This is a genomic window from Rhizobacter sp. (genome assembly GCA_021153565.1).
Lineage (GTDB): Bacteria > Pseudomonadota > Gammaproteobacteria > Burkholderiales > Burkholderiaceae_C > Albitalea.
The window spans coordinates 1-15328 of the sequence record JAJKJU010000200.1; the positions used below are offsets into that span (position 1 = coordinate 1).

General features: G+C 64.1%; 18 protein-coding genes and 1 pseudogene. 15 read left to right on the forward strand and 4 right to left on the reverse strand.

The genetic code is table 11. The features are described 5' to 3' along the window. Positions 1-129 precede the first annotated feature (129 nt). Positions 130-639: a DUF1993 domain-containing protein gene (locus AC30NL_RS12575; RefSeq protein ID WP_489464341.1), complete on the forward strand. Its 510-nt coding sequence runs from the start codon at positions 130-132 to the stop codon at positions 637-639. Between the two features lie 24 nt (positions 640-663). Here the strand turns inward: AC30NL_RS12575 and AC30NL_RS12580 are convergent, their stop codons facing one another. After that, positions 664-3282 (reverse strand): DUF349 domain-containing protein, encoded by a 2619-nt coding sequence (locus AC30NL_RS12580; protein ID WP_489464342.1) that lies wholly within the window; start codon positions 3280-3282, stop codon positions 664-666. A 437-nt stretch (positions 3283-3719) separates the two neighbouring features. On the opposite strand from AC30NL_RS12580, the gene AC30NL_RS12585 reads away from it, so the two are divergent. Continuing rightward, a complete protein-coding gene (locus tag AC30NL_RS12585; RefSeq protein ID WP_489464356.1) occupies positions 3720-4376 on the forward strand; it encodes a dienelactone hydrolase family protein in 657 nt (218 codons plus the stop codon). A gap of 124 nt (positions 4377-4500) precedes the next feature. Here AC30NL_RS12585 and gshA read toward each other — a convergent pair whose 3' ends face one another. Next, entirely contained in the window at positions 4501-6018 is a 1518-nt protein-coding gene (gshA, locus tag AC30NL_RS12590) for a glutamate--cysteine ligase (RefSeq protein WP_489464343.1), read from the reverse strand. Between the two features lie 110 nt (positions 6019-6128). On the opposite strand from gshA, the gene AC30NL_RS12595 reads away from it, so the two are divergent. Genes AC30NL_RS12595 through AC30NL_RS12605 form a run of 3 tightly spaced genes read left to right on the forward strand, consistent with a single transcriptional unit; the run spans position 6129 to position 7460 of the window. Then, positions 6129-6497, forward strand: coding sequence for a hypothetical protein (locus AC30NL_RS12595; RefSeq protein WP_489464344.1), 369 nt, complete (start codon positions 6129-6131; stop codon positions 6495-6497). A 48-nt stretch (positions 6498-6545) separates the two neighbouring features. Continuing rightward, complete coding sequence (locus AC30NL_RS12600) at positions 6546-7220, forward strand: protein-L-isoaspartate(D-aspartate) O-methyltransferase (protein ID WP_489464345.1); 675 nt, start codon at positions 6546-6548, stop codon at positions 7218-7220. A gap of 57 nt (positions 7221-7277) precedes the next feature. Then, positions 7278-7460: a hypothetical protein gene (locus AC30NL_RS12605; protein WP_489464357.1), complete on the forward strand. Its 183-nt coding sequence runs from the start codon at positions 7278-7280 to the stop codon at positions 7458-7460. A gap of 23 nt (positions 7461-7483) precedes the next feature. Here the strand turns inward: AC30NL_RS12605 and AC30NL_RS12610 are convergent. Beyond that, a pseudogene (locus AC30NL_RS12610) lies at positions 7484-7729 on the reverse strand (SRPBCC domain-containing protein); the annotation flags it as partial. Positions 7730-7837: 108 nt separating this feature from the next. Between AC30NL_RS12610 and AC30NL_RS12615 the strand changes: the two are divergent. The 8 genes from AC30NL_RS12615 to vapC all read left to right on the forward strand — a co-directional run bounded on the left by AC30NL_RS12615 (position 7838) and on the right by vapC (position 14020). Continuing rightward, positions 7838-8059 carry a hypothetical protein gene (locus tag AC30NL_RS12615; RefSeq protein WP_489464346.1) on the forward strand — a complete coding sequence of 74 codons (222 nt, stop codon included), beginning with the start codon at positions 7838-7840 and terminating at the stop codon, positions 8057-8059. A 105-nt stretch (positions 8060-8164) separates the two neighbouring features. After that, complete coding sequence (locus AC30NL_RS12620) at positions 8165-8545, forward strand: response regulator transcription factor (RefSeq protein WP_489464347.1); 381 nt, start codon at positions 8165-8167, stop codon at positions 8543-8545. Continuing rightward, positions 8542-9354 (forward strand): YaiO family outer membrane beta-barrel protein, encoded by an 813-nt coding sequence (locus AC30NL_RS12625; protein WP_489464348.1) that lies wholly within the window; start codon positions 8542-8544, stop codon positions 9352-9354. The genes AC30NL_RS12620 and AC30NL_RS12625 overlap by 4 nt, the downstream gene beginning before the upstream one ends. Beyond that, on the forward strand, positions 9335-10417 hold the full coding sequence (locus AC30NL_RS12630; RefSeq protein WP_489464349.1) for a HEAT repeat domain-containing protein: 1083 nt from the start codon (positions 9335-9337) through the stop codon (positions 10415-10417). The genes AC30NL_RS12625 and AC30NL_RS12630 overlap by 20 nt, the downstream gene beginning before the upstream one ends. Beyond that, on the forward strand, positions 10414-11850 hold the full coding sequence (locus AC30NL_RS12635) for a glycosyltransferase family 2 protein (protein WP_489464350.1): 1437 nt from the start codon (positions 10414-10416) through the stop codon (positions 11848-11850). Before AC30NL_RS12630 ends, AC30NL_RS12635 begins: the two co-directional genes overlap by 4 nt. Beyond that, a complete protein-coding gene (locus tag AC30NL_RS12640; RefSeq protein ID WP_489464351.1) occupies positions 11847-13214 on the forward strand; it encodes a sensor histidine kinase in 1368 nt (455 codons plus the stop codon). Before AC30NL_RS12635 ends, AC30NL_RS12640 begins: the two co-directional genes overlap by 4 nt. Before the next feature lie 213 nt (positions 13215-13427). After that, positions 13428-13622, forward strand: a complete 195-nt coding sequence (locus AC30NL_RS12645; RefSeq protein WP_489464352.1) for a type II toxin-antitoxin system VapB family antitoxin — start codon at positions 13428-13430, stop codon at positions 13620-13622. After that, on the forward strand, positions 13619-14020 hold the full coding sequence (gene vapC / locus AC30NL_RS12650; protein ID WP_489464353.1) for a type II toxin-antitoxin system VapC family toxin: 402 nt from the start codon (positions 13619-13621) through the stop codon (positions 14018-14020). The genes AC30NL_RS12645 and vapC overlap by 4 nt, the downstream gene beginning before the upstream one ends. Before the next feature lie 91 nt (positions 14021-14111). Here the strand turns inward: vapC and AC30NL_RS12655 are convergent, their stop codons facing one another. Further along, positions 14112-14378, reverse strand: coding sequence for a hypothetical protein (locus AC30NL_RS12655; protein ID WP_489464354.1), 267 nt, complete (start codon positions 14376-14378; stop codon positions 14112-14114). Between the two features lie 198 nt (positions 14379-14576). Here AC30NL_RS12655 and AC30NL_RS12660 point away from each other — a divergent pair, with 198 nt between their 5' ends. Beyond that, the gene (locus AC30NL_RS12660) at positions 14577-14828 is read left to right on the forward strand and encodes a type II toxin-antitoxin system Phd/YefM family antitoxin (protein WP_305612466.1); all 252 of its coding nucleotides are present in this window, start codon (positions 14577-14579) and stop codon (positions 14826-14828) included. Further along, positions 14825-15079: a Txe/YoeB family addiction module toxin gene (locus tag AC30NL_RS12665; RefSeq protein ID WP_489464355.1), complete on the forward strand. Its 255-nt coding sequence runs from the start codon at positions 14825-14827 to the stop codon at positions 15077-15079. Before AC30NL_RS12660 ends, AC30NL_RS12665 begins: the two co-directional genes overlap by 4 nt. Positions 15080-15328: the final 249 nt, after the last annotated feature.

A 15328-nucleotide genomic window follows, 5' to 3' on the forward strand; every position in this document is an offset into this window, starting at 1 on the left:
ATGCTCGCCATAGCCAAGCTATGGCTGCGCTTTGCGCCTAGATCAGGCGCCTTTTGACGTGCTGCTCGGACACGTTCGAAATACTCCCAGCCTCTCAGGCCAATTCATCCCTTCTACCCAAAAGCACCCATGACCTCTTCGCTGTACATCACTTCAAACACTGTTTTCAATCAAATGCTCGGCAGCTTGAGCGGCGTTTTGGCAAAAGCCGAAGCGCACGCGGTGGCCAGGAAGTTCGAACCGAACGTGCTGCTGCAGGATCGCCTCTACCCAGACATGTTCCCCTTGCTGCGCCAAGTCCAGGTGGCTTGCGACTTCGCGAAAGGCGTGTCGGCGCGGCTGGCAGGCGTGGAGGTGCCAAGCTTCGAGGACGAGGAGCAGACGTTCGGCGACGCGCAGGCACGCATCGCCAAGACACTCGCCTTCGTCAACAGCCTGACGCCGCAACAATACGAGGGCAGCGACACGCGAGAGATCGTGACCCAGGCCGGCACGCCCAAAGAGAAGCGCTTCAGCGGCCATTCGTACCTGTTGAACTACGGACTGCCGCACTTCTTCTTCCATGTCACCACCGCCTATGCAATCTTGCGCCACAACGGCGTCGAGGTGGGCAAGAAGGACTACGTCGGGACGTATTGAACGCGCACTTGCCGGTGTGCGCGGTCAGCCAGCGCCTGGCCGAGCAAGACTGCGCACCGCTGCAATGACCTTGCCCAGGCGTTCGCGCTGCGGACCATCGAGTGGCGTGCGACCGAGTGCCGCTGCCAGCAGTTCATCTGGCGCGAGCGGGGTCGATTCGAGAGATTGCCGCCCTTCCAATGCCGCCTTCATCGCCTGCAGCTTCATCTCTCGGCGCGCCGCCTGGAACTCCGGTGGTGAGTCCAGTTGAAAGGCGACCTCCAATTGCATCAGCAAGTCGCCGGTCGACGCAGGAGTGCGTGAGTTGCCGCTTTGCGCTGCATCGACCAACGAAGCACGCTCGGCCAGCGCCTGCTCCCAGGCAGCCGGCTGCAGCGCGGGCAGCGCCTTCCAGCGCTGCTCGATCGCCGCCCTTGTCTCGGCAGGCGTCGCGCCGCGCTCCAGCTCCTCGCACATCGCCAGCTTGGCCTCCAACGCGTCACAGTTGGTGTGCCAGTGGCGTTGTTCAGCGCAGGCCAGGTATTGGCGTGCCGCTTCGCGGGCGTTGTTGAACCGCGAATCAAGGGCTGCCGCGTCGCTTCGCGACGCAGGCCCCGTACGCTGCCACTGCGCGTCGACTTCGGCCAACGTGCGCTTGAGTTCGGCCGGCGGCGTGTCGGCAGTCATCGCCACGAGTCGATCGATCAGTGCGGCTCGCTCCGCGCTATTTGACTTGAACTCCGCGTCGCGAGCGCTGAAGACCGCCTCGCGCTCGCTGAAGACAGCGTCTATGTGGGTCTTGAACTCTGCCCACAGCGCATTCTCGACGGCGCGAGTGAGCGGCAGTGCCTTCGCTTGCTGCTGCCACTCGGCCTGCAGCTCGCGCACCTTGCCGACCACGTCGCGACCTTGCGCACCGCCACCCGCTTCAGAGGCCAAGGCCTTGGCGCCAGCGATGAGCCGCTCGCGTGCCAGCCGGGCAACGCGACGCGCTTCGGTCAGTGGCGCTTCTAGCCGTTGCACCGCGGCGCTCATGCGCTCGACCAGCTTGCCGCGATCCTTGTGCGGCACCGTGTGTTCGAGCGGACCGAGCTTTCGCCACTCGGTCTGAAACTGATCGAGCGCAGCGGCCAGCGACTTCCAGTCCGGGACCGCTGCGCCTTCGCTCACCTCGGGCAGCGTTACCGCGTTCAATGCCTCGACAAGTTGATCACGCGCAATCAGGTTCTGCTGACGCGCCGCCCGCTGCGCTTCGAAATGCGCGGCCACCGGTTGATACGCAGTCTTGAGCGCCGCGTCGAAACGCTGCCACAGCGAGCGATTCGTGGCGCCGCCCAAGCGATCAAGTTCTTTCCAGCGCGCATGCAGATCGTCGATGACCTCGGTTTGCTGCTTGATCGACAGCTTCACGATGCGCGCATCGGCTTCCCCGACGGAGGCCGCCGCCAAGGCTTCGGCTTGCAGCACAAGTTCCTCGCGTGCCAGACCGCCGCCCCACTGCTGCCAACCTTTGAGCCGCGCGTACTCTGCCTGAAGTGCGTCGATGCGTGTCCGCAGCGCTTCGGCAGATGCGCCGCCGTGCAGCAACTCGTCGATGTCGACCAGGTGCTTGTCGGTGTCGGCAAGATGACCTGCGGCGAGTGCTGCCTCGGCCTGTTCCAGCACCGTGGCCAAGGTTTCAGTGCGTTCCTTTCGGACCCCTAGTTCACGCTCAATGGCGCGCTCTCGCCGCTGCGCGCGGCGTGCCTGCTGCCCATGGTCCCGGGCATGCTGCCACTGCTCGAAACGCCGGTTCAGCATCTCGGAAAGCCGGGTATCCGCAAGCGGTGAAAGCTGTTGCCAGCGCAATACGGCATCCTGCGGCGGCGTTTCCATTTGCAGGATGTCGTCGAGAACGGCAAGACGTTCGTCGAATTCTGCGCAGTTCTGCACCGCGTCGCGCAACGAATCTCGCAGCGTGCCGGTGGTGTCTGCATCCGGTGCAGCCTCGACGACTGCGTGGGCCGATGCGATGGCCGCCGCCAACTGGCTGCGATCTTGCGTGTCGGCGGCTGGGCCGCAGGCTGCCTGCAATTGCGCGAGCGCATGCCGCGCCTCGGCGGTCCAGCGCTCGATCTTCAGCTTGTGGTCGCCGCGCTCACGCGTGAGTGTGCTCAGCTGAGCGAGCAAAGCATCGAATTCGCAGCGCTGCATGGCGCTAACCAGCGTACTGTCCAATGCCCGCCATGCCCGGTCGAGATCTACAAGCCGGTTGGCCGGAATCAAAGGCACTTCGACCAACTCTTTGGCCGCATCGATGAGTCGGGAGGCCTTTTCGCCGGTTTCTCGCAGCGCGACCTGCGCGAGGAGACGCTGCTTGGCCAGTCGATGAACCCGGCGATCCCGGTCACGATGCTCACGCTCGGCGAGCTTCAACGAGGCTTCGCTGGTGAGCGCGCCGACGGCGGCCATCTTCACGTCGATCGGGGTCCCCTCGCGCGCCAATGCCAAGAGAGCGGCGTCATCGCCCATTGCAGCTTGCAGCTTCGACTGCCAGTCGACGGCCGCAGGCGCCGGGTTGTCGACTTGCACGGAGTCGCCGGATGCGACGGGCTTGACGGCAGAGCTTGCATTTCGGTCCGCGGCTGTGCGCGCCTTGCTTTTCTTGAAAATCCAGTCGAGCATGATGAGGCGAGGGTTCCAAGTGTTCGGGAAACAGAGTGCATTGTGAGACGCGCCGAAGGCAGCCGCCAATGACTGCGAGCTTGACGCTGGCTCCGCACGGTGGCAAACCCACCCGCCCCAGAGACTCCCCAGAGGGAGAGGAGGTAACGGTGGCGAGCGAGCCATCTCCGGCTTGGCTTTGGTCCAAGCGGGAAATCCTGCATCCGCTTGAGTGGAATTTGCACGGTGCTGAGGTCATTCGCGAGGGAAGGTCGAGTGGAATGCGATTTGCTGAGCTTTCCTTGCAGAGAGCAGAAGAAGACCGAACGAGCAAACATGGATCCTGACTTCTTCCTGATGCGTGCCATCGAAACCGAGCGCAATGCCGATAAGCGCGAGGCTGAAGCGCGACAAACCTATCCCGCGAGCTTGTAGTCATGGCCACCCTGATTTCCGGCATCGAGCAGCACCCGCTGCGGATTCCTGCGGGACTGGTCACGATAGACGCGGACCTGAGCCTGCCGACCGACGCTTCCGGTCTCGTCCTGTTTGCCCACGGCAGTGGCAGCAGTCGATTCAGTCCGCGCAACCGCTTTGTTGCAGCAGTGCTTGGAAAAGCCGGCTTGGCCAGCGTACTGGCCGACCTGCTGACGCCCGAGGAAGAAGCGATCGATGAGCGAACCCGCCATCTGAGATTTGACATTGAACTCCTCGCGCAGCGACTCGTTGCCGCGACCGATTGGCTCGGTCAACCAGGAGCCAACCGCCTCCCCAATCTCCCCATCGGCTATTTCGGTGCCAGCACGGGGGCGGGCGCGGCGCTCGTGGCGGCCTCGGAGCGTCCTGAGGTCGTGCGCGCCGTTGTATCGCGCGGAGGTCGACCGGACTTGGCCGGTGACGCGCTGAGCGGTGTGCGCGCCCCGACGTTGTTGATCGTCGGTGGCAACGATGTCCCAGTGATCGGCATGAACGAACGAGCGGCTGCTCAAATCACCGCCGAGACGCAATTGATCATCGTCCCGGGCGCCACTCACTTGTTCGAAGAGCCTGGCACGCTGGACATCGTCGCAGCGCGCGCGCAGGAGTGGTTCCTTCAGCATCTGGCACGCGAGTGATGAGCCGGCGCCGCCGAGACAAAGGGCGCGCCGCTCGGCGTGCTTTCCAGCAGGGCGCGCTGTTCTCGCCGCCCGCCGAAGAAGCCGCAGGCGGACACGGCGCGTCAGCCATGAGCAGCCTCGCTCAAACGACCAGTTGCTTCAGCGAAAGATACCGCTGCCGAAACTCATCAAACGGCACCGAGTCTGCCTCCTCGATGCGTTGCTGCTCTTCGACCGATTCCCGAGCAAGCCGTTCGAAGCGTGACTGCATGTCTGGAGTGAACGGGCGCTGCATCAAGTCTTTCTTGGTGTGTTCGGAGCGCGACTTGATGAACCCCGTGTACGAGCCTTCGTGCTCGCGAACCATGGCCTTGAGGACCTCGGCGGAGGGCAGGCGTTCGGGATCGCCCAGCGCAGCCGTCGCCGACGCAAGAGCATCGACGTGGCTGCTGCCACCGTGCAGCGAGTCGAGCAAGGCGGCGATCGGGGCGCATTCGTCAACAAGCTGCGCCCCCCATTCGGCGATCGTCACCTCTTCGTCGCCGCGTTCCAGCCGCAGGGTCGACTCGCGGCCGCGCTCCGCCGTGCGATGCTGGTTGCGCGCCTGTGCCGCGACTTCGTCGGGCGTGTCCGGCGGGCTGTCAGCAAGCAGGCAGTGCAGCAGGAAGACGTCGAGGAAAGCGATGGTGCCGGCGCCGATGCCCACGGGCTCGAAGGGATCGAGATCCATGCAGCGCACCTCGACATACTCCACGCCGCGCTCGCGCAGTGCGTGCAAGGGGCGTTCGCCAGGGCGGATGACGCGCTTGGGTCGGATGGTTCCGTAGAACTCGTTCTCGATCTGCAGCAAGCTGGTGGCAAGCTGGTTGTACTCTCCACCAGGGTTGAGAATGCCGAGTGCCTCATAGGGCGGGTATGGCCGCGTCAGCGCATCCTGCAGCGACGCGCCGTAGCCATCGAGGCTGTTGTAGCTCACGGACAAAGTCGCCTGTGCGTCGCTCTGGTAGCCCAGCCGGCCCATGCGAAGCGACGTGGCGTGTGGCAGGTGCAGCGTGTGGTTGCCAAGCGCCTGAAGGCGGTGTTCGCGCCCCGCGACAAAGCTCGAGCAGACGGCGGGCGATGCGCCAAACAGGTACAGCAATAGGAACGAATGCCGCCTGAAATTGCGGATCAGCGCGAAATATTCATCGGTGGAGACGCCAGGCATCGACCAGTTGTAGTGGATGCCCGAGATCGTCTGCATGCGCCGCCCGTAACGGTGGCCCAGCCCCATGCGATAAACGCTCTTGGCCCGGCCCACGTTCGACGGGCCGTAACTGCCGATCGGAATCGTTTCGTCGGCCGGCAGCCCGCACGGCATGCTTCCCACCCACAGCAACTCGTCGCCAATTTCTCGATAGACGAACTGGTGAATCTGCGTCAGCTCGTCGAGGCACGAAGCCACGCCCGTGTGCACGCCAGTGATGAGTTCGACTTGCGATTCGCTGAAGTCGGTGGTGATGTTTGGATGGGCGAGCGCCGAACCGAGCGCTGCCGGATGTGGCGTCAGGGCAAGCGCCCCGCCGGGTTGTACGCGCAGGCTCTCTTTTTCGATCCCGCGCCGGATGCCCCGCAGGTCGATGCTTGCCAAGTCTTTCAGGCGTTGTTGCAGGCTTGTCAAGCCGAGTCTCCTTTTTCGCAGTTCGATGTCGGAGCCGCGATCATCGTCTAAGCGGGATTTCCTTGCTTGGGCATCGCCGACGGTTCGACAGCAGCGCAGAGATCGATGCGATGACCCGCTGGATCGCCGACCGGCTCGGGCCCGACGTGCCGTTGCATTTCACCGCCTTTCACCCGGACTACAAGATGATGGATGCGGAGCCGACCCCGCCCGCAACATTGACGCGCGCCTGCACCATCGCGCGTGGAAACGGTCTGCACCATGTGTACACCGGCAACGTGCACGACGTCGACGGTGGCACGGCCTATTGCCCGGGTTGCCACGAAGCGCTCGTGCGACGCGACTGGTATGAGGTGCTGGCATGCGATCTTGACGCGCACGGCTGTTGCCCCCGTTGCGGCACGCCGATCGCTGGCCGCTTCGACACTTTCACGCGTGGCTTTGGCCGCCGGGGCATTCCAGTGCGCCTGGCGGCCTGACCCAGGCGTAGGATGGGCATGTCCACGTGGCTTCCACCGGAAAGCACCATGAGCGACGAGGAATTCTCGAAACTGCGCCAACTCATGGTCGCGGAAATCGCGGCACAGACCATTTTTGCGTGCGCCCAACTGGGCAAGGCGGCATTGAGCCGGCGGGTCATGGACGTCATGGCCAAGGTGCCGCGCCACGAGTTCGTACCGCTCGAGCTGCGGCCCTACGCCTATGCCAACTCACCCTTGCCGATCGGCTACGACAAAACGATCTCGCAGCCGTTCATCGTCGCGGTGATGACCGAACTTCTCGACATACAGACAACCGACTCGGTGCTGGAGATTGGCACCGGACTGGGCTACCAGTCCGCGGTTCTGGGAGAGCTCGCGCAACGAGTCTTCAGCGTGGAACTCATTGAAGAGCTCGGTGCACAGGCTCGGCACCGGCTGGCTCGGCAGGGGCATGACAATGTCAAGGTCAAGATCGGCAACGGCTGCCACGGATGGCCCGAACACGCGCCATTCGACAAGATGATCGTGACAGCGGCTCCCGAGCTGATCCCGCGCGCGTTGATCTATCAGTTGAAGCCCGGGGGCAAGATGGTGATACCCGCCGGGCTGCCTGATGAGCAGCAACTGATCCTGGTCGACAAGGATGCCGATGGTTCGGTATCGACCAGGGAAATCTTCGCCGTGCGGTTCTCGCTTCTCGAGGACATGGAGCCAGACTGAACTTCTAGCTCTAGCGCGATCAAGCGTTTGCCAACCCGTCGCGGTAGGCATTTTCGAATGGGCATCCCCACGCTACGCACGGACAACCTCTGCGGCGAGGCGCTCAAGGTTCTGCTCGTTGGCTCCGGCAACGAACCCCGCGATTCGTTGATAGTGTTCAACAGTGTCGAAGGTCTGACGCCACAGGACGTTTGTTCCTGCCGCGTCGGGCTCGAGTTCGAGCGTGAGGACGAATGGTGACCGCTTAGATGTTCGACTTCGACGAGCCGGTCCTGAACGATCCGGATAAACCGGCTTTCGTTTGGGTAGTCTTTGCCGTCGGGCCCGTGCATGGTGAGAAGCCAACTACCGCCGGGGACGAACTCGTATCTGTGGAACGTATTGGTGAACCCAGCGGGGCCCCACCACTTGGCCACGCGGGCAGGCTCTTGCAAGGCAGCGAACACCTGAGCCGGATTTGCAGGAATGAACTTACTCCTGACGTCCGAGCGATCCTCTACGGGTTCCATTGAGTCTCCAGATTCGGGCAGCGGGTTGGTGCCTGTGCCCTCGCCGCAAGAGTGATGTTCATGGAGAGGGTAAGACGTCACCTTTCGAGCGCCTCCCTTAGCCTTAGCATGGACCAATCTATCACGCTCGTGTATGTGGGTCTGGACGTTCACAAGGACAGCCTCGACATCGCCACCGCCGACTGCGGCCGCGACGGCGAGGTGCGACACGTGGGCAGCATCGGCGGCGATCTGACCTCGCTGGACAAGGCGCTGCGCAAGCTGACAGAAATAGCCAACTTGTTTCGCGCACGTTCCATAGCAGCAGAAACGTCAGCACGATGCCTGTAAGAGATAGCAGCTACTAACTCGGCAACCGGCGTGCGAAGCTCGCGCATTCATCATGCGTTCGCAAGATCCGTCTGCACCTTGGTATCCGTGCACCAACGCCCCGCTATGGCCAAGATCCTTGTCATCGAAGATGACGAACACATTGCACAACTGCTCTCGTTCATGCTCGAGCGAGAAGGGCACGCGATCGAACATTTGGCCGACGGCGAGGCCGCGCACCACCAAGTGCTCACGTCATCGCCGCCGGCCCTCGTACTGCTCGATGCGATGCTTCCCTACCGTGACGGCCTGAGCCTCCTCGCGGCGATGCGAGCCCAGACGGACGGCTGGTCGGGGGTGCCGGTGATCATGCTGACGGCTCGCTCGCTCGAGCGCGATATCGTGCGCGCGCTCGAGGCCGGCGCGAACGACTACGTGGTCAAGCCGTTCCAGCCACAGGAGTTGCTCGCCCGGGTGCGCCGCTATGTGCGCCCTGCCAACACATGATCGCCGCAGCGCGTGGACTGGCCGCGGGGCTGGCGCTTCTCTGCGCGGCCGCCAGCGCGGCGCCATTGCCGTGGCAGGTCGAGACGGGCGTCGGCGTCGAGACCCTCGACAACGGCTCGCCCGACTGGCGTCAGCTCGATGTTGCCCTGCGTCGCCGCTTCGACGACGGCGCCACGGCCGAAGTCGCTCTGCGCGAGGCGCAGCGTTACGGACGCACCGACCGCGAGTTAGCGCTCGGAGGGCTTTGGAATTTCGGTCCGGACGCAACCGTCGCGCTGCGTGGTACGACCGCGGGCGCGGCGAATTTCCTGCCTCGGCAGAGTGTCGCCATCGACGCGACGCAACGCCTGTTGGACGGCTGGGTGGCCAGCATCGGTCTCGTCCGGAATCGGTTCGAAGGCATCGACAGCCCATCCACCGGGACCACCCTGCTCCGGCTGGGCATCGAACGCTACGCAGGAGCCTGGCGCCTCGCCGGTGGGCTGACGCAGGCACGGCTCGACGGCGGCGCATCTGCCATGGGCTGGCGACTGCAGGCGGACCGCTATGTCGGGGAGGCCGGTCGCGTCGGCTTGCTCGTGGCCGGCGGCGAAGAGCTCGAGAAGGACCCCGCCGGCGTGATCTCGACGCAGGTGGACACGTTCGTGCTGCTGGCGCGTTGGCCAGTCGCGCCCGGTTGGGCCCTCACCGGCGAGGCAGGCAGCACCCACGTATCCAACATTGTGCGGCGTGTCGATGGCGCGAGCTTGTCGCTGCCGGGTGGTTACCAGCGCAGTGGAGTCCGAATCGGTGTTCAACACGAGTTCTGAGCTCGGACTGAGGCTGGCGCTGGCGCTCGGCCTGGTGAGCATGGCGGTGGCTATCGGCCTTGCACTGCAGGTCACGTGGATGCGCCTGCGCGGCATCCGGCGTGCGCGCGAGCGCGCCGCGCTACACGACCGCTGGCGCCCGCTGCTGGCCGGCGCTGCCCTCGGCGAGGACCTGCCCGACATGCTTCATGCCTTGCGTTCGCGCGAGCGCACGGACTGGATCCTGTTATGGATCGCACTGCAGGACGGGATGCGCGGCAGCGCGCACGAGGGACTGAACCGGATTGCGGAGCGGCTCGGCCTGCACGACGACGCCCTGCGCTGGACGCGCCCCGGCCGTGGCGCGATGGCGCGGCGCGTGATCGGTCTGATCGCGCTCGGCCACTTTGGTCGGGCCGACGATTGGGCGCCACTGCGCGCCGCGCTCGACGACCCCCTGCCCCTCGTGAGCGTAGGTGCGGCACGCGCGCTGCTTCAGATCGACGCGAGGCGCGCCGTCCCGGCCGTGCTCGACGAATTCTTGAAACGCCCCGATTGGCCAGCGCCGCGGCTGGGCACGCTGCTACGCGAGGCCGGCGCGGAGGCGGTCGCCTCGCCGCTGGTCGAGCGTCTGCTCGAGGGCAGCCCTGAACAGCAGCGGCGCCTGCTACCGCTCCTGCGATTCGCCGAGTCGCCCCTCCGGGGCGGTGTCTTGCACCAACTGGTCGAGCGCAGCAGCGATCCGCAGGTGCTCTCGATCGCCTTGCGCCAGCTGTGTGGTCCCGACGCCCTGCCGCGGGTGCGCTCGCTTGCGCAGCACGACGACGCGCTGGTGCGCTCGGCGGCGGCCCAGGCGCTCGGTCAGATCGGCAGGACCGAGGACCGTGGCCGACTGATGGCCATGATGTCGGATCGCGACTGGTGGGTGCGCTACCGCGCCGCCGAGGCACAGCTCGCGCTCCCGGGCACCAATGCCGCCGCGATCATCGAGCTGCGTCGTCTGCTCACCGACCGCTTCGCCCGTGCTGCCCTCGACCATGTCTGCGCCGAGCGTGCGTTGCGCACGCGCGTGGAGCCGAGATGAGCTGGCCACCGCTGCCCGCGGGGGCCATCGATCCAGCCTGGGTCGAGGCGCTTTCGTGGCTCTTCATCGGTTACTTCGCCGGGCTGAACGCGGTCTACCTGACGCTCGATCTCGTCGCGCTGCGCATGATCGGGCGCGAGTCCGCGGAGAACCAGCTCGCTGCGCTTCCCGGATACAGCGCCGGACTCGAGCCCGGGATCTCGATCGTCGTCCCCGCGTACAACGAGGCAGCGACGATCGCCGCCGCGGTGCGCTCGATGCTGCAGCTTGACTATCCCGACGTCGAGATCATCGTGGTCAACGACGGCTCGAAGGACGACACACTCGGCGTACTCAAGCGCGAGTTCGACCTGCAGCTGTTTCCGGAGGCCTACCGCATCTCGGTGCCCGTTCAGCCGGTGCGTGGCCTGTACCGCACGCCGCGGCACCACCAGCTGCGCGTGATCGACAAGGCCAACGGCGGCCGCTCGGACGCGGTCAATGCCGGCATCAACGCGGCCCAGCGCGGTCTGGTTTGCCTCGTCGACGCCGACTCGCTTCTGCTGCACGACAGCCTGCGCCGACTGGTGCGCCCCTTCATGCAGGACCCGCGTGTTGTCGCCTGCGGGGGCACAGTTCGCATCTCCAACAGCTGCCGCATCGTGCGTGGATACCTCGAGGAGGTTGACGTGCCACGCAACTGGCTGGCGCGCATCCAGGTCGTCGAATACCTGCGCGGCTTCCTCTACGGCCGGCTCGGTTGGACGCGGCTGAACGCGCTTCCGCTGATCTCGGGGGCTTTCGGCCTGTTCAGGCGAGCCGCGGTGGTCGAGGCTGGCGGCCTGTCGATCGGGACGATCGGCGAAGACATGGAGCTTGTATTGCGCCTGCACCGCATTCACCGTGACAAGGGGCGCGACTACCGCATCGTCTTCGTGCCCGACGCGGTCTGCTGGACCGAGGCGCCGGAATCGATGCAGGTCCTGCGCAGCCAGCGCACGCGATGGCAGCGCGGGCTGATGGAGAGCTTGTGGGCCAACCGACGCCTTTTCGGCGGCGGGGCGATCGGTCTGCTCGCGATGCCGTTCATGTTGATCTTCGAGGGCCTCGGGCCAGTTGTCGAGCTGCTCGGCTACATCGTGATGGGACTGCTCTTCGCGTCCGGCAACATCGCATGGCCGGCTTTCGCGGCATTCCTGCTGATGGCACTCGGCATGGGCATGATGCTGTCGGCGAGCGCTCTGCTGCTCGAGGAGATCGCGTTTCGCACCTATCCGAGCCCGCGCCAACTTCGCCAGCTGATGGCCGCGATCGTCGTCGAGAACCTCGGTTACCGGCAGATCAACTGCTGGTGGAGGATCGTCGGGCTGTGGCAGTGGGCCACACGGCGCAAGCAAACCTGGGGCACGATGACACGCGTGGGCTCAGGCGTCGGCCCCAAGAAGAGAACGTGACGGCCGCTTCGTCAACTCCAAAGCCCAAATCGTGCTGGCTGCTTCGCGGCCTTGTGGTCGTCGTCTTCTTGATGTACGTGCTGCTCGCCTCCGCGCTCGTGCTGCTCTGGCATCAGCCGGCGGGAACGCCTCTGGCGGTGACCTTTGCGATCACCGCGGCGCTCGCGTTGAGCACCCTGATCGCGCTGCTGCTGTCGGTGCGCCGTCTCGCGGCCAGCAACCATCGCCTGCGCGTTGAGCGCGAGCATGGCGATCTGATGCAGCAAGGGATGCGCGAGTCGCGGCATCGCCTGCAGCTGCTGCTCGACCGCATGCCCGATGGCGTGCTCGCCTTCGATCCGCAGGGCCGCATCGAATGGATCAACCCGGCAGCACGACTCATCTTTCGCTGCAGCATGACCGATGCGGTCGGCGAGCCGGTCGCCACGCTGATCCCCGCAATCGAGGCGATACCCACTCCAGTCGCCTCTGCCGTGGCGCCGGGCATGGTCGATGCCCAGGCCCCTCGCATCACCACACCTGCCCGGCGCCGCGACGGCACCGAGTTCACTCTCGAGATCGCGCTGGTTCCGTTGTCCGTGAACGGCGTGCACCCAGGCATGTGCGTGTGTCGCGACGTCACCGATGCAGAACGTGTCGACCGGATGAAGAGCGAGTTCGTCTCGATGGTCAGCCACGAACTACGCACTCCGCTGACCAGCCTGCGTGGGTCACTCGCGATCCTGGCCGACGGCTCGATCGCCGGGCTCCCGCCCGACGCGATGCGATTGCTGCGCCTGGCCAACACCAACGCCGAGCGACTTGTGGTGCTGGTCAACGACATCCTGGACTACGAGAAGCTGCGTGCAGGCGCGCTCATTCTCGACCTGGCTGCCATCGATCTCAGCGAAGTCGCTCGCCGAGCGATCGAGTCGCTTGAGGGCATGGCTCGACCTGCGGGAGTGCACCTCCTCTTGCGCGGCGACGACGAGAACGCACCCGCGCTGGCCGACCCCACACGGTTCACGCAAGTTCTGGTCAATCTGATCTCGAATGCGATCAAGTACTCGCCGCCGAACGGCACGGTGCGCGTGACGATCGAACGCAACGATGAACGTGCGCGGCTGACGGTGCGCGACGATGGCCCCGGAGTGCCGGCCGAGTTTCTGCCGCGTCTATTCCTGCCGTTCGAGCAGGCGCGCGATCCGAAGCAACGCAAACAGGGCGGCACGGGGCTGGGCCTGGCGATCAGCCGGGGCCTCATAGAAATGATGAACGGTGCGATCGGCATCGATCCGCCGACACGGGGCTGCGGGGCCGCATTCTGGATTGACCTTCCGCTGCATAGCGCGCGACCCTCGACCTTCGGTGACCTGATCGATTGATTGTTTTTCCTCAGTTATCGCTCGCGTGATGGGACGAATGCATGGATTTGGTCGGTGCGGCAAAAAGGCGCTGCCTGCACCGCAGATGCGGCGAGGACGCGATGCTGCCTTCGAAGGGTCGCTGCGCGTCACGGCGGACCTCGGCACGGCGTGGCGATCTGGCTGGCGGGCTGCGAGCTATGATGTGTACGGGACCTTTGAAAGGTATGCATCGTGCGAACGAACATCGTGATTGACGACAAGCTGATGGCCGACACCCTGCGGGCAACCGGGTTGAAAACCAAGCGCGAGGTGGTCGAGTTGGGGCTGCGGACACTGCTGCGCCTGCGGCAGCAGTCGGAGATTAAGAAGCTGCGCGGCAAGATCACCTGGGAAGGCGACCTCGATGCCATGAGGCGGGACAAGTGATCCTTGTCGACTCAAGCGTGTGGATCGACTACTTCGGAGGCAGAGCTACCGCTCAGACTGACCTACTGGAGGGATTGCTTGACTCCCAAGAGCTTGCAATCGGGGATCTGAACTTCACTGAAGTTCTTCAAGGTTGCAAGGTCGAGAAGGAGTTCAACGAGGTACGGCGTCTCTTGGGCAGGCTCGATCTCGTCGTCCTCGGCGGAGCAGATGTGGTCGTTCCGGCGGCCAAGAACCACCTCAAGCTGCGCCAGCTTGGAGTGACCGTGCGCGGGACGATTGATGTCGTACTGGCCACGCGGTGCATCGTGAGCGGCTATCGATTGCTGCACAGTGACCGTGACTTTGAAGCGTTCGAGAAGCACCTCGGTCTGAAGTGCGTGTTCTCCGACGCCTAACGGAAAGCGTTTATCGGGCGCCCAGACCAAACGGAAGCGAAGGCACAGCGGTGCATGGCGTCAGATAAACGCTTTCCGTTAGGCGCCTGCTTCATGAACGCTTAGCCAATTTCGATTGACGGTGGACCAACATAAGCGGCGATGCCATCTGCATTGATTGCTCGTACGCTTCATCGAGAGCTGATTGATCACTTGGGAAGGGGTCATCCCAGACAGTCGAGTTGTTGTACCTATCGATGATTTCGAGGATCCAGCCGCCTTCACCGTTCTCGTAGATGTCGACTCGAACCGCCTCCTCCCCTCGGGTGACGTACTGACTCAGTTCGGATAGACGTGGTTTGACAGGTTCGTTGCTCATAGCGTACTCGCAGGCTGTCGGCGAACTCACGGGGCGCAGCGAGCCGACTTGTTGAACCGCCCACTGCGGACCCGCATGGTGGGTGGTGCGGGGGCTGGGGGCTAGAAACCCTCGGCCACCCGATTGGGCGTCTCCGCCCGCAATGGACAGGCCTTTTCTTGAATTGTACAATAACACGTACTTATTCGGAGGGTTGCCATGGATGCCATTACCTACTCTTCAGCCCGTGCAAACCTTGCTCGGACAATGGATCGGGTTTGCGAAGACCACGAGGCATTGATCATTACCCGCAACGGTGAACAGGCGGTGGTAATGCTTTCTTTGGAAGACTACCAAGCTCTCGAAGAGACTGCCTACTTGCTGCGTAACCCCGCCAATGCCAAGCGCTTGCTTTCTGCTACTGCACAGTTGGGTGCCGGCAAGGGTGTAGAGCGGAAGCTGGCCAAGTGAAACTGATCTTCGCTGACGAGGCATGGGAAGACTACCTTTACTGGCAGAAGCAAGACAAGAAGATGGTTGAGCGGATCAACAAGTTGATTGCGGAAGTAAAGCGTGAGCCGTTCTCTGGAGTTGGAAAACCTGAGCAGCTCAAGCACGCACTCTCTGGCTACTGGTCTCGGCGCATCAATGACGAGCACCGAATGGTTTACAGGATTGAGGGCGGTTCACTTCTGCTCGCTCAACTCCGATATCACTACTGAGACGCCCAATCGGGATAGGAAGGAACCTCACGACCCCTCCCTCCCACACCACCGTGCATACGGATCACGTACACGGCGGTTCGCTGCGTTGAATGCATGCGCGTCAGGCCCTGGCTGGCGCCAGTTCTGGCAGGCCCATTGCGCTGAAGAAACTCGTTGGCATCGCCACCGATAGTGCCGGGGTTTGCGAGATTCGCCATGGGCCATGAGCGCTCTTGCTGACGTTCCATGCTTCGCGCACGGACACGC